Genomic DNA, 12,190 nt, shown 5'->3' on the forward strand with positions numbered 1-12,190 from the left:
GTATTAATGGGTTATGACCAACCCAGCGAGCACGACACCCGGCCTGCCCCCGCCGGTGCAGGCGCCAGAAGTGGTGCTCGCCCGGCTGCGCTCGCACGCGCGGGCGCTGTTCTGGCCTACCCTGCTCCTCATCGGCGTCTGTGCCGTCACCGGCTACTACTTCGGCAGCCTGCCGGAGCCCTGGCAGAACACCCTGGTGCTCGTGGCGGCGGCGGTGCTGGTCGTGCTGTTCTGGCTGCTGCCGCTGGTGTCCTGGCTGACCCGGCGGTACACCCTCACCACCCGGCGCATCATCTTCGTGCACGGCATCTTCGTGCACGTGCGCCAGGAACTGTTGCACAGCCGAGGGTATGACGTGAGCGTGCGCCGAACCTGGCTGCAGTCGCTGTTCCGCTCCGGCACCGTGCGCATCAACTCCGGCCTCGAGCACCCCCTCGAACTCAGGGACGTGCCGGACGCGGGCCTGGTGCAGCAGGTGCTCGCCGATCTGTCGGAACAGTCCCAGACCGTGATGGGTGCCAGACGCCAGGAGCAGTCAGCGCTCGGGAACGAGACCTCGTTCTGGACCGGCCGGTAGCCGTAACGCGGCCGTCGAACCGGTAGCGGGAACCGGGGTCGCCGTCGTGGTGGGGGCCCGACGGGACGGCGAGAACACCCAGTAGCGATAGAGCGTGAACCTGAAGACCGCGCCGAGCGCCAGCCCGATCACGTTCGAGGAGATGTTGTCGGCGACGACGCTGGTGTAGCCGAGCAGGTAGTGGCTCACCCACAGGCAGGCCAGTCCGATGCCCATGCCGACCAGGCTCACCGCGAAGAACTCCAGGCCCTCCCGCAGCGTCTGCGACTGCCGGTTCTTGGAGAACGTCCAGTAGCGGTTACCCACCCAGTTGGTCAGGATCGCCAGGACTGTGGAGACCACCTTCGCCCAGATCGGGCCGGAGTCCAGCGCCTCCGGTGAGAAGACCGTGGCCCGCAACAGGTTGAAGACCGTGATGTCGACGGCGAAGCCGACCAGCCCCACCATGCCGAACTTGGCGAGCTGCGCACCGAATGCGAGCACACGATGCTTCCTGAGCGTCATTCTCGACATGCATCCGTCCGGTCGATAAGTGAAAATAGAACATGGAGCGGGATAACGCGCTTCTTTCGCAGTCTACGACGCGGCATTTTTCCCATCCTGAGAGTTCGTAGCCCTCGGGATGAACGCTCGCACAGAAATTGGTGAACAGATGAGCACGATCGTTGGCGTGATCGGCGGAGGCCAGTTGGCCCGCATGATGATTCCTGCAGCGGTGAACCTCGGCGTTGATATCCGGGTTCTCGCCGAAGCCGACGGGATGTCCGCTGAACTCGCCGCGGCTTCGGTGGGGGACTACCGGGATCTGGCGACGGTGCTCGCCTTCGCCGAGACCGTCGATGTGGTCACCTTCGACCACGAGCACGTACCCCAGGCCGTGTTGAAGGAACTGGTGGCGCGGGGCGTCGCCGTGCACCCCGGCCCCGACGCCCTGCTCTACGCGCAGGACAAGCTGTTGATGCGCAAGCGCCTCGCCGAGCTCGGGCTGCCGGTGCCCGACTGGGCCAGCGTCACCGATGCCGATGAGCTGGCCGTTTTCCTCGCCGACCACGGTGGCCGCGCCGTCGTGAAGACCGCCCGCGGCGGATACGACGGCAAGGGGGTGCGGGTGGTCTCCCACGCCCACGAGGCCGACGACTGGTTCCTCGCGCTCGCCGAAGACGGCAACGACGGCGCCCTGCTGGTGGAGGAACTCGTCGACTTCCGCCGCGAACTGGCCCAGGTCGTCGCCCGGCGCCCATCCGGTGAGATCGCGATCTGGCCGGTCGTGGAGACCGTTCAGCTCGGCGGGGTGTGCGCCGAGGTCATCGCGCCCGCGCCGAAGTCGGCCGGGCGACTCAGCGACCTGGCCGCTGACATCGCCGAGCGGGTGGCGAACGGCATCGGCGTGACCGGTGTGCTCGCTGTGGAACTCTTCGAGACCACCGACGGCCGGCTGCTCGTCAATGAGCTGGCCATGCGACCGCACAACAGCGGCCACTGGTCGATCGACGGCTCGATCACCAGCCAGTTCGAACAGCACCTCCGCGCCGTGCTCGACCTGCCGCTGGGCGGCACCGCACTCCGCGAACCGTGGTCGGTGATGGTGAATGTGCTCGGCGGACCGTCGGAGGGCTCAATGGCCGATCGTTACCCGGCGGCCTTCGCCGAGCAGCCGACCGTGAAGGTGCACAACTACGGAAAAGACCCCCGTCCGGGCCGGAAAATCGGTCATGTGACGGCATCCGGTGCCGATCTGGACACTGTCACCTACCAGGCGCGTGCCACTGCGGCGTTTTTTCAGGACTGAAGCCTAAGATCGTCTCCGTGCCAGACAACCCCGTGACTCCCGCAGCCGACCCTGTACCCGACCCCACCGTTCGTGTCGGTGTCGTGATGGGGTCGGACTCCGACTGGAACGTCATGAGCGACGCCGCCGCGCTTCTGACCGACTTCGGCGTCGCCCATGAGGTGCAGGTCGTGTCGGCGCACCGCACCCCGGAGAAGATGATCCGATACGGCCAGGAGGCACAGGCGCGTGGCCTCAAGGTCATCATCGCCGGAGCCGGCGGCGCCGCCCACCTGCCCGGCATGCTCGCTGCCGTGACCACCCTGCCCGTGGTCGGTGTTCCCGTGCCGTTGGGCCGGCTCGACGGCCTCGATTCCCTGCTCTCCATTGTGCAGATGCCGGCCGGCGTGCCTGTCGCCACGGTGTCGATCGGCGGCGCGCGCAACGCGGCCTTGATCGCGGTCAAGATCCTCGCCACCGCCGACGACTCCCTGCGCCTCCAGCTGGAGCGTTACGCCGCCGACCTCGCCGACCAGGTGGAGCAGAAGAACACGGCCCTGCAAGCGAAGCTATGACCAGCGCCAGCAGCCCGATCCGGTACCCGAACTCCGGCTCCAGCCAGGTCATGACGCGCCGGGCCTGGTGGCTCGTCGTGCTCAACATCGTCATCCCCGGCTCGGCCCAGGTGCTCGCCGGCAGCCGGGGCCTCGGCCGGTTCGGACTGCGGGCCACCCTCGCTTTCCTCACCCTCGCGGTGATCGCCGGCGTGGTCTACGCGCTCAATCCTGAGATCATGCTCACGATCGCCACCAATTCCATCGGGCTGTGGACCATCGCCGCCGTGATGGTCTTCTACGCCGTGGTCTGGGTGATCCTGACCTTCGACACCATCCGCCTGGTGCGGCTGGTCAAGGCTCGACCCAAGGCCCGCCCGTTCATCGCCGGGCTCGCCACCGTCGTCATGGTCGCCGTCGCGGGAACAGCGGGGTACGGCGCCTACGTCGCCACCACGGCCAGCGGTTTCCTGTCGTCGGTGTTCACCGCCGGGCCGTCCGAGCCCCCGGTCGACGGTCGGTACAACATCATGCTGCTCGGCGGGGACGCCGGCGCCGACCGGGAGGGTCTGCGCCCCGACAGCACCTCCGTGGTCAGCATCGACGCCGAGACCGGCAAGGCCGACATCATCGGTCTGCCGCGCGACCTCGAGAATGTGCCGTTCCCGGCGGGCTCGCCGATGAACGCGGCGTATCCCAACGGCTACGGCTACAACGACACCTGCGACGTGGATGTCTGCCAGCTCAACTCGATCTACACCGAGGTGGAGCTGAAGAGCCCGGAAATGTACCCGGATGCCGTGGCGCAAGGCAGCGAACCCGGCATCGAGGCCATGCGTGACGCCGCCAGCGGCGTCACCGGTCTCACCATCCAGTACTACGTGCTCATCGACATGCAAGGCTTCTCCCAGCTCATCGACGCCCTCGGCGGCGTGGACATCAACGTCGAGGAACGGCTGCCGATCGGCGGCCAGGAAGAAGACCTCAGCGACGTCGAGGGTTGGGTGGAAGCCGGTCAGCAGCACATGGACGGTTTCACGGCCCTCTGGTACGGCCGGGCCCGGCACGGCACGAGCGACTACGACCGTATGTCCCGTCAGCGGGTGCTGCAGGGCGCGATCCTGCAGCAGTTCAACCCGGCGAACGTGCTCACCAAGTTCCAGGGTGTGGCGCAGGCCGGCCAGCAGGTCGTCAAGACCGATGTGCCGCAGGGCATGCTCGGCTACTTCACCAACCTCGCGACCAAGACCAAGGAACTCCCGGTCGGTGCCGTCGAACTGGTGCCAGACAACGGTGTCGACCCGACCGACCCCGACTACGACTACATCGCCGGACTCATCGACGCGGCGCTGAACCCCGTCACCGAGACGCCGGCCCCCTAACCCGGTCCCTCCGCTCAGCTCGCGAAAGCGGTTGTGTGGCTGCCTCACCGCGGTGAAGCGACCACTGGGCCGCTCTCGCGGAAATTGGGTTCGCCAAAGCGGTTGTGTGGCTACCTCACGGCGCTGAAGCGACCACACGGCCGCTCTCGCGGAACGGGGGAGTCCGCGGCAGTCGCGCGAACCCCCCGGGACAGGCGGGTCAGAGGTCCGCGTGCAACTGCCAGACCCGCTCAGCGGTGTCGCGCCAGGTGAACGCCTTGGCCCGGTCGCTGCCGTAGATGCGCAGCCGGCCGGCCAGCTCGGTGTCGCCGAGCACCCGGTCGATGGCGGCGCCCAGACGCTCCGGGTACCCGGCCGGGTCGTCCCGCTCAACGGTGAACCCGGCGTCGCCGCCGGCCTCGACCAGCGCGGGTGCGTCGGAGTGGATGACGGGGGTGCCGAAGGCGAAGGCCTGGATGATCGGCAGTCCGAAGCCCTCTTCCAGGCTGGGGTAGACGAACACAGAGGCGCGAGACATCACCAGCGCGAGTTCCTGGTCGGTCAGACCCTCCAGGGAACGAACCCGGTCGGGCGCGAGGCCCGCTTCGTCCGCCACCGTCGCCAGGGTGAGGTCACCCCAGGAATCCGGTCCGAGCACGATCAGGGGCAGGTCCGCGGCGCCGGGGCGGCCGAGGGCTTCGATCAGGGCGGTGACGGCGCGGCGCGGTTCGAGGGTGCCGGCGGTGAGGATGTACTCGTTGGGTAGTCCCAGGCGGATGGCGATGGCCTCCGCGGCGGCGGAATTGGTCGGTAGCACCAGGCTGCTGCTGACGGCCCCGCCGATCACGCGCACGCGGTCGCCGAAGTCCATCACCTCGCGCAGCTGGTCGGCCAGGGCGTGGCTGGGCACCACGACGGCATCCGCGAACTTGCGGGCGCGCTTGAGCATGAGTTTGGTGCGGGCGACGGTGGTCGGGGTCAGCGCTTCCGGATGCGTCCAGGCGAGCACATCGTGCACGGTCACGGCCACCTGGGTTTCGTCCCTGGCCCGGTCGTGACGGCGCAGCGGCGCGAACAGTCCGGGGGCGTGCACGAGCCCGTGGCCGGCAGACGTGGCCACACCGAGCTGCCAGGCGGCGGAGAGCTCCCGCCGGGGCAGCGCCATTTTGTGCAGGCCGGCGAGGCCGGGCAGAGCCGACTCGATTTGCTCGTAATGCTCGGCCGGGCTGGCCGACACGATTCCCTCGACCACACAGTCGGTTGGAGCCGTGCTGATCAACGACCGGGTGAGTTCCTCGGTGTACCGGCCGAGCCCGCCGGGAACCGGCGAGACCAGTTGGTCGACGATGACCCTGAGGGTGATCATGAGACCGTGAACGCGCCGTGTTTCGCTGCGTCCGTGAGGGCGTCGGTCCAGGGCCGCATCGGGCTGAGGCCGGCGCGTGCCCAGGCGTCGTGACCGAGCACCGAATAGGTGGGTCGCGGCGCGGGGCGCACGAACTGGGTGCTGTCGGTGGGCAGCACCCGTTCGGGGTCGAGCCCGGCGGCCGCGAACACGGCGCAGGCGAAGCCGAACCAGTTGGTCTGCCCGGCGTTGGTGCCGTGGTAGATCCCGGCGGGGGCGTCGGCGTCGAGCAGTGACACGATCTGCGAGGCCAGGTCGACGGTCCAGGTGGGCTGGCCGAACTGGTCGGCAACCACCGAGACGGTGTCGCGGCCGGCGGCGAGGGTGAGCATGGTGCGGCCGAAGTTGGGGCCGTGGGCGCCGTAGAGCCAGGCCGTGCGCACGATGTAGCTGCCGGTGGGGTGTTCCGCGAGCACGAACTGTTCGCCGGCGGCCTTGGTACGGCCATAGGCGTTCAGCGGATCGATCTCGGTGTCTTCGGGATACGGGCTGGTGCCAGTGCCGTCGAAGACGTAGTCGGTGGAGATCTGCACCAGCTTGGCGCCGACCGCGGCCGCACCGATCGCGAGGTTGCGGGCGCCGATGGCGTTCACCTGGTACGCGGCGGCCTCGTTCTCTTCCGCCGCGTCGACGGCGGTGTACGCGGCAGCGTTGATGATCACGTCGTGACCGGTCACGGCCTCGCGAACGGCGGCCAGGTCGGTGATGTCCAGCTCGGACCGGTCAACGGCCGTCACGTCGCGCCCGGCGAGGGCGTCCTGCAGGTCGCGGCCGAGCATCCCGGCGGCGCCGGCGATCAGGTAACGGGTCATGTCAGTTCAGCGCCGCGCGAGCCTTGAGCGGTTCCCACCAGGAGCGGTTGTCGCGGTACCACTGCACGACGTCGGCCAGTCCCTGGGCGAAGGGCACCTCGGGGCTGTAGCCGAGTTCGGCCTGGATCTTGGAGATGTCCACGGAATAGCGCAGGTCGTGGCCGAGACGGTCGGCGACTCGGTCGACGTAGGACCAGTCCTTGCCGGTGGCGTCCAGCAGCAGCTGGGTGAGCTCGACGTTGGTCAGCTCGGTGCCGCCGCCGATGTTGTAGATCTCGCCGGCGCGGCCCTTGACCAGCACCATGGCGATAGCGCGGGTGTGGTCGTCCACGTGCAGCCAGTCGCGGATGTTGTTGCCCTCACCGTAGAGGGGAACGTGCAGGTCGTCGATCAGGTTGGTCACGAACAGCGGGATGACCTTTTCGGGGAAGTGGTACGGGCCGTAGTTGTTCGAGCAGCGCGTGATCGACACGTTCAGGCCGTGGGTGCGGTGGTAGCTGCGGGCGAGCAGGTCGCTGCCGGCCTTCGACGCGGAATAAGGGGAGTTGGGCTCCAGCGCCCGCTCCTCGTTCCAGGAGCCCTCGGCGATGGAGCCGTAGACCTCGTCGGTGGAGACGTGCACGAACCGGGGCAGGTCGTTGCGGAGGGCCGCGTCGAGCAGCTGCTGGGTGCCGAGCACGTTGGTCTCGACGAAGATCGAGGCGTCCCGCACGGAGCGGTCCACGTGGGACTCCGCGGCGAAGTGCACAACGGCGTCGAGGCCGGGGAACAGGGTGTCGAGCAGCGCGCCGTCGCGGATGTCGCCCTGCACGAAGGTATAGCGGGGCGAATCGGCGACGGGGGCGAGGTTCTCCAGGCTGCCGGAGTAGGTCAGGGCGTCGAGAACGACGACCTCTGCGCCTTCGAGGCCAGGGTAGGCGTCCTGCAGGGTACGGCGAACGAAGTTCGAGCCGATGAAACCGGCGCCGCCGGTGACGAGGATCTTCATATGTAGGTAACCATTCCGTTTGCGTAAAGGTGCCTCCGTGATTCTACTGGACGCGCCTTGCTAGGCTGGCGAACGTGCAGATTCGTGAACTCTCCGTGCCCGATTCCTACGAGGTGACCCCCAAGCAGTTCGGGGACGACCGGGGAGTGTTCCTCGAGTGGTATCGCTTCGACAAGCTGTCGGAGGCCATCGGGCACCCCCTCGACCTGCGCCAGGCCAACACCAGCGTGTCCAGCCGCGGCGTTGTGCGGGGCATCCACTTCGCCGACATCCCGCCGGGACAGGCCAAGTACGTCACCGCCACGCACGGCGCCATCATCGACTTCATCGTCGACATCCGGGTCGGTTCGCCCACCTTCGGCCAGTGGGACTCCGTGCTGCTGGACGACGTCGACCGCAAGGCCGTCTACCTGGCCGAAGGCCTCGGCCACGCTTTCGTCGCCCTGACCGACAAGGCCACGGTGAGCTACCTGGTCTCTTCCACCTACACCGTCGGCGCCGAGCACGGCATCAACCCGCTCGACGCCGAGGTGGGCCTGGTCTTCCCGGCCGAGGCCGGCGAACTGCTGCTCTCGCCCAAGGACACCGATGCCCCGAGCCTCGCCGAGGCCGCCGCGAGCGGGCTGCTCCCCGACTGGGAGACCGCTCGTGCCTATTACTCTTCGCTGAACGAACGGAACTAGACCATGCGCGGAATCATTCTCGCCGGCGGCTCTGGCACACGCCTCTGGCCGATCACCAAGGGCATCTCCAAGCAGCTGATGCCGATCTACGACAAGCCGATGATCTACTACCCCCTCTCGACGCTGATGATGGCCGGCATTCGGGAGGTGCTCATCATCACCACCCCCGAGTACAACGACCAGTTCAAGGCGCTGCTCGGCGACGGCAGCGAGCTGGGCCTCACGCTCGAGTACGCCGTGCAGCCCTCACCCGACGGCCTGGCGCAGGCGTTCACCATCGGTGAGGACTTCATCGGCGACGACAGCGTCGCCCTGGTCCTCGGTGACAACATCTTCCACGGCGCTGGGCTGGGTACCGCCCTCCGCAACAACGCCGACATCGACGGCGCGCTGATCTTCGCGTACCACGTGTCCAACCCCACCTCCTATGGTGTGGTCGAGTTCGACGACGACTTCACCGCCGTCTCCATCGAAGAGAAGCCGGTCAAGCCGAAGAGCAACTACGCGGTTCCCGGCCTGTACTTCTACGACAACTCCGTCGTCGAGATCGCCAAGTCGATCGAACCCTCCGCCCGCGGCGAGCTGGAGATCTCCACCGTCAACGAGCGGTACCTCAACCAGGGCAACCTGCACGTGCAGGTTCTGGACCGCGGCACCGCCTGGCTGGACACCGGCACCTTCGAATCGATGATGCAGGCCAGCGAGTACGTGCGCGTGATCGAAGACCGCCAGGGCCACAAGATCGGCTGCATCGAAGAAATCGCCTGGCGCGCCGGCTGGATCGACGACGCCCAGCTCGGCAAGCTCGCCGCCCCGCTCGCCAAGAGCGGCTACGGCGTCTACCTGGCCGGACTGCTCAAGACCGACTAACAGCACTCTCGCCGGCTGAGGTTCCCGCCGACATACCGCCTCAGGCCCCGTGGATGCGCTCCACGGGGCCTGAGTCATGTGATCTGCCGAGATGCCAGTTGGGGTCAGTAGTGTGCCCTGGTCACTGGCCGCAACTGTCCTCTCGTGTGCTGGCGCCGCGAGGTCAGGGGCGACCATGTGCCCGACGGGGAGTGGTCAGCCGCCGGACTGGATGTGGGCGAGCACGTCGTCCATGGTCGCCTTGATGCCGGCCGGCAGGCTGGTCAGTTGCCGCTGGTCCAGGTCGGGCCACACCGTCGACGTGATGCGCAGGTCGAGGCCCTGCATCGATGCTTCGGCGGAGTAGCCCAGCATCACGTTGGGCTTGCCCTTGGCCAGGCTGCGGATGTGGCCGAGCAGGTTGCTGATCGTGACGGCCTGCCCGGAGGCGAGGTTCTTGACCACCTCGGTGCGGCCTTCTGCAGCCGTCACGGCGTGCAGCCGGTCGACGCAGTCCACCACGAGCTCGGCGCAGTCCCGCACGAAGATGTAGTCCCGCATGGTTTCCAGCGGCACGAAGATCGACGCCGGCCGGGGGGAGAACTGAGCCTTGGCCAGGTGCGAGATCAGGCCTTGCATCTTGCCGAGCTTCTGACCGGGGCCGTAGAGGTTCGCGATCCGGCCGGCGAGCACCGAGACGCCCGACGCCCGGGAGAAGTCGAACAGGCTGGCTTCGGCGTCGAGCTTGAACCGGCCGTAGCCCGAGATCGGCACCGGCGTGCTGGTCTCGTCGAATGGCGGATGCTCGGAGCCGCCGTACACGCCCCCGGCCGACGAGGCGTAGAAGACGGCCCCGCGCGCGGCCGTGCCGTGCGCGCCTGCGGTGGTGCCGACGGCGTCAAGAACGAGACGGAGCTGGTGCAGTTCCTGGGCGATGGCCGGCGGGGGAGTCGACGTGACGGCGTTGCCGGCCAACCAGAGCACCACCCAGTCGGCGGAGTCGGTGGCGGCGGTGCGCAACAGCTGTTCGGCCGTCGCCGTGGCGGAGGCGACCAGGGCGTCGTCGTCGGCCCAGGGCAGGGGCTCAGCCGGCAGCAGAACCCACCCGTTGCGTCGCCCGATGGCCGCAGAGGTGGCGCTGCCGAGCAGGCCGCGGGCGCCGATCACCCAGGCGTATGTCGTCACTTGGCGGCTTTGCGCGTCCGCCCGAGAGGCCCGTTCGCCGGGTCTGTCGTGATCAGGTACGGCGGCTTACCCATGGCCATGTTCACGTTGATCCCGATGTATTCCGCGATGATGCCCAGCGAGAACAGGATGAACCCGGCGCTGAGGAGTACCAGCACGCTCAGCGAGGCCCAGCCTTGAATGGCGATGTCGCCGGCCAGCCGCTGGATGAAGATGACGATGGCGAACACGACGCCGATCAGGGCGAAGACCACGCCGAGCCCGCTCACGAGGCGCAGGCCCCGCGTGCCGGTGGTGAGGATCATGCGCCAGAAGTGCGAGAACAGGCGCCGTGCAGAGTAACCACTGGACCGCTCGCCCTCCTCGCGAAGCTCGACGGGGGAGGTGGTCACACGGGCGGCAACCCAGCCGATGGCCACGTCGAGGTACACGCCACTGCCGGCGTACGCGGCCACGCTGCGGCCGATGTTGCCGAGCATCAACCGGTAGCTCTGGTAGTCGGCGGCGGCGCCGGAGCCGGAGAGCTTGGTGAGCAGGTACTTGGCGCCCTTCGACGCCGCGTTGCGCAGCGCTCCGTGCGGGGCCGGGTTGGTGGGCTTGGCGTAGACGACGCTGGCCTGCTCGCGCATGGCGGTATCCAGCATGCCGCCGATCGCCTGGGGGTCGTGTTGGCCGTCTTCGTCCAGGGTGACGATCCAGTCGCCGCCGGAGGACGCCATCCCGGCGAGCGTTGCGGCGTGCTGGCCGAAGTTCTTGCTCAGCCAGATGCCGCGAGCGAACGGGTACTGTTCGGTGATCTCGCGGATGATCGCGGCGGAGTCGTCGGGCCCGTGGTCGAAGACCAGCAGCACTTCTTCGACCTGGAAGCTGTAACCGTCGGGAGTGATGCTCAGCCGGGTCAGCGGTTCGATCTCGCTGAGGACGGTTCCGAGGGTGCGTTCTCCCTGGTACACGGGGATGACGATCGAGATGCTGTGGTCGGCGACGTCGGGTACTGCAGCGGGGAGTGTCACGGGTTCAGAACCTATCACACGGCCGGTTTCACCGGCCGGATCAGACGCTTGCGGCATCAGGCTTCACCGCCTTCGACATGCGCCGGCCGAGCCAGATATAGGCGAGCCGCCGAGCCTGGGCCATCACCCGTGCCCGAGTATTGCCGATCAGCCGGTCGGTGTTCGACACCACGTCGGGCCGGGTCTTCGCCATCCAGTTGTGGAAACCGATCGCCTGGGCGGCCTGTTCGGCGACCAGGCGCACGCTCCACTGGCTGTCGGAGATGCGGAAGCCGGCGAGGCTGCCGGGTACGCCGACGAACTTGCCCTCGAGCAGCACGAGCGAGTACGAGGTCTCGTCGATCAGGTACGGCCAGCGGGAGTCCCACCAGCCGACCTTCTCCAACACGCTTCTGCGCATCATCACGCAGCCGGGTTCACCGAAGATGTTGGTGCCTGAGGTCACGGTCTTCCGCACGGCCACGGTGCCGTCGTGCACGCCGGTCAGGCCCGCCAGTCCACGATTCTTGATCACGGGCACACCGTTGGCGTCAACGATGTCGCGCGGAGACGCGGCCAGGACGGCCGTAGGTTCGGCGATAAGCGCGGCAACCTGCTGGGCCACGATCGTCGGATAGAGCAGGTCGTCGCCGCAGACCAGCTTGATCAACTCGCCGGTGGCCGCCTGGCTCACCCGGTTCCAGTTGCGCAGCGCCCCGCCACCGCCTTCGGTATGCAGAAGGGTGACCCGCGGGTCGCTGCTGTATCGCTGCATCACCGACCAGGTGTCGTCGGAGGACGCGTGGTCGGAGACGATCACCTCGAGATTGGTGTACGTCTGGCCGAGTACTGACTTCATCGTGTCGTCGAGATAGTCCGCATTGTTGTAAGCGGGAATCACGATCGAGACAAGTGGTTCGTCCTGGCTGGAGGGGGTCTGGGCCGAGTTGATACTCATATGTAGGTGGTTGCTCGTTTCGTTGGGGAAACTACCCCACCACGATACCGGCTGACCC

General features: G+C 67.6%; 13 protein-coding genes. 6 read left to right on the forward strand and 7 right to left on the reverse strand.

Annotation, left to right across the window (positions count from 1 at the left end; translation table 11 throughout):
- Positions 1–13: 13 nt before the first annotated feature.
- Entirely contained in the window at positions 14–577 is a 564-nt protein-coding gene (locus CTB96_RS08985; protein ID WP_110126583.1) for a PH domain-containing protein, read from the forward strand.
- Here the strand turns inward: CTB96_RS08985 and CTB96_RS08990 are convergent.
- Positions 536–1,060, reverse strand: a complete 525-nt coding sequence (locus CTB96_RS08990; RefSeq protein WP_345788778.1) for a GtrA family protein — start codon at positions 1,058–1,060, stop codon at positions 536–538. The two genes, CTB96_RS08985 and CTB96_RS08990, sit on opposite strands and share 42 nt — an antisense overlap.
- A gap of 139 nt (positions 1,061–1,199) precedes the next feature.
- Here CTB96_RS08990 and CTB96_RS08995 point away from each other — a divergent pair, with 139 nt between their 5' ends.
- From CTB96_RS08995 to CTB96_RS09005, 3 genes are all read left to right on the forward strand, one after another.
- A complete protein-coding gene (locus CTB96_RS08995; RefSeq protein ID WP_110126585.1) occupies positions 1,200–2,366 on the forward strand; it encodes a 5-(carboxyamino)imidazole ribonucleotide synthase in 1,167 nt (388 codons plus the stop codon).
- Positions 2,367–2,452: 86 nt separating this feature from the next.
- Positions 2,453–2,920: a 5-(carboxyamino)imidazole ribonucleotide mutase gene (gene purE, locus CTB96_RS09000; RefSeq protein ID WP_110126644.1), complete on the forward strand. Its 468-nt coding sequence runs from the start codon at positions 2,453–2,455 to the stop codon at positions 2,918–2,920.
- A complete protein-coding gene (locus tag CTB96_RS09005) occupies positions 2,917–4,281 on the forward strand; it encodes an LCP family protein (RefSeq protein WP_110126586.1) in 1,365 nt (454 codons plus the stop codon). The genes purE and CTB96_RS09005 overlap by 4 nt, the downstream gene beginning before the upstream one ends.
- A 199-nt stretch (positions 4,282–4,480) precedes the next feature.
- On the opposite strand, the gene CTB96_RS09010 is transcribed toward CTB96_RS09005, so the two are convergent.
- From CTB96_RS09010 to rfbB, 3 genes are read right to left on the reverse strand one after another with little or no spacing between them, the layout of a single operon-like run.
- Complete coding sequence (locus CTB96_RS09010) at positions 4,481–5,626, reverse strand: glycosyltransferase family 4 protein (RefSeq protein ID WP_110126587.1); 1,146 nt, start codon at positions 5,624–5,626, stop codon at positions 4,481–4,483.
- On the reverse strand, positions 5,623–6,477 hold the full coding sequence (gene rfbD, locus CTB96_RS09015) for a dTDP-4-dehydrorhamnose reductase (RefSeq protein WP_110126588.1): 855 nt from the start codon (positions 6,475–6,477) through the stop codon (positions 5,623–5,625). The genes CTB96_RS09010 and rfbD overlap by 4 nt, the downstream gene beginning before the upstream one ends.
- A 1-nt stretch (position 6,478) precedes the next feature.
- The gene (gene rfbB / locus CTB96_RS09020) at positions 6,479–7,465 is read right to left on the reverse strand and encodes a dTDP-glucose 4,6-dehydratase (protein ID WP_110126589.1); all 987 of its coding nucleotides are present in this window, start codon (positions 7,463–7,465) and stop codon (positions 6,479–6,481) included.
- Between the two features lie 74 nt (positions 7,466–7,539).
- Between rfbB and CTB96_RS09025 the strand changes: the two genes are divergently transcribed.
- Positions 7,540–8,148 carry a dTDP-4-dehydrorhamnose 3,5-epimerase family protein gene (locus tag CTB96_RS09025; protein ID WP_110126590.1) on the forward strand — a complete coding sequence of 203 codons (609 nt, stop codon included), beginning with the start codon at positions 7,540–7,542 and terminating at the stop codon, positions 8,146–8,148.
- 3 nt (positions 8,149–8,151) lie between these two features.
- Entirely contained in the window at positions 8,152–9,018 is an 867-nt protein-coding gene (gene rfbA / locus CTB96_RS09030; RefSeq protein WP_110126591.1) for a glucose-1-phosphate thymidylyltransferase RfbA, read from the forward strand.
- Between the two features lie 195 nt (positions 9,019–9,213).
- Here the strand turns inward: rfbA and CTB96_RS09035 are convergent, their stop codons facing one another.
- Genes CTB96_RS09035 through CTB96_RS09045 form a run of 3 tightly spaced genes read right to left on the reverse strand, consistent with a single transcriptional unit; the run spans position 9,214 to position 12,132 of the window.
- The gene (locus CTB96_RS09035) at positions 9,214–10,182 is read right to left on the reverse strand and encodes an NAD-dependent epimerase/dehydratase family protein (RefSeq protein WP_110126592.1); all 969 of its coding nucleotides are present in this window, start codon (positions 10,180–10,182) and stop codon (positions 9,214–9,216) included.
- The gene (locus CTB96_RS09040) at positions 10,179–11,195 is read right to left on the reverse strand and encodes a glycosyltransferase (protein ID WP_248283297.1); all 1,017 of its coding nucleotides are present in this window, start codon (positions 11,193–11,195) and stop codon (positions 10,179–10,181) included. The genes CTB96_RS09035 and CTB96_RS09040 overlap by 4 nt, the downstream gene beginning before the upstream one ends.
- Before the next feature lie 40 nt (positions 11,196–11,235).
- Positions 11,236–12,132, reverse strand: a complete 897-nt coding sequence (locus CTB96_RS09045; RefSeq protein WP_110126593.1) for a glycosyltransferase family 2 protein — start codon at positions 12,130–12,132, stop codon at positions 11,236–11,238.
- Positions 12,133–12,190 lie beyond the last annotated feature (58 nt).

The sequence above is a fragment of the Cryobacterium arcticum genome, assembly GCF_003185895.1.
Lineage (GTDB): Bacteria > Actinomycetota > Actinomycetes > Actinomycetales > Microbacteriaceae > Cryobacterium > Cryobacterium arcticum.

What these genes read in the sequence shown, in the direction of transcription:
- CTB96_RS09045 (WP_110126593.1), bottom strand. Translation starts at nt 12,132, where the DNA reads ATGAGTATCAACTCGGCCCAGACCCCCTCCAGCCAGGACGAACCACTT.
- CTB96_RS09005 (WP_110126586.1), top strand. Translation starts at nt 2,917, where the DNA reads ATGACCAGCGCCAGCAGCCCGATCCGGTACCCGAACTCCGGCTCCAGC.
- rfbA (WP_110126591.1), top strand. Translation starts at nt 8,152, where the DNA reads ATGCGCGGAATCATTCTCGCCGGCGGCTCTGGCACACGCCTCTGGCCG.
- CTB96_RS08995 (WP_110126585.1), top strand. Translation starts at nt 1,200, where the DNA reads ATGAACGCTCGCACAGAAATTGGTGAACAGATGAGCACGATCGTTGGC.
- CTB96_RS09010 (WP_110126587.1), bottom strand. Translation starts at nt 5,626, where the DNA reads ATGATCACCCTCAGGGTCATCGTCGACCAACTGGTCTCGCCGGTTCCC.
- rfbD (WP_110126588.1), bottom strand. Translation starts at nt 6,477, where the DNA reads ATGACCCGTTACCTGATCGCCGGCGCCGCCGGGATGCTCGGCCGCGAC.
- purE (WP_110126644.1), top strand. Translation starts at nt 2,453, where the DNA reads ATGGGGTCGGACTCCGACTGGAACGTCATGAGCGACGCCGCCGCGCTT.
- rfbB (WP_110126589.1), bottom strand. Translation starts at nt 7,465, where the DNA reads ATGAAGATCCTCGTCACCGGCGGCGCCGGTTTCATCGGCTCGAACTTC.
- CTB96_RS08985 (WP_110126583.1), top strand. Translation starts at nt 14, where the DNA reads ATGACCAACCCAGCGAGCACGACACCCGGCCTGCCCCCGCCGGTGCAG.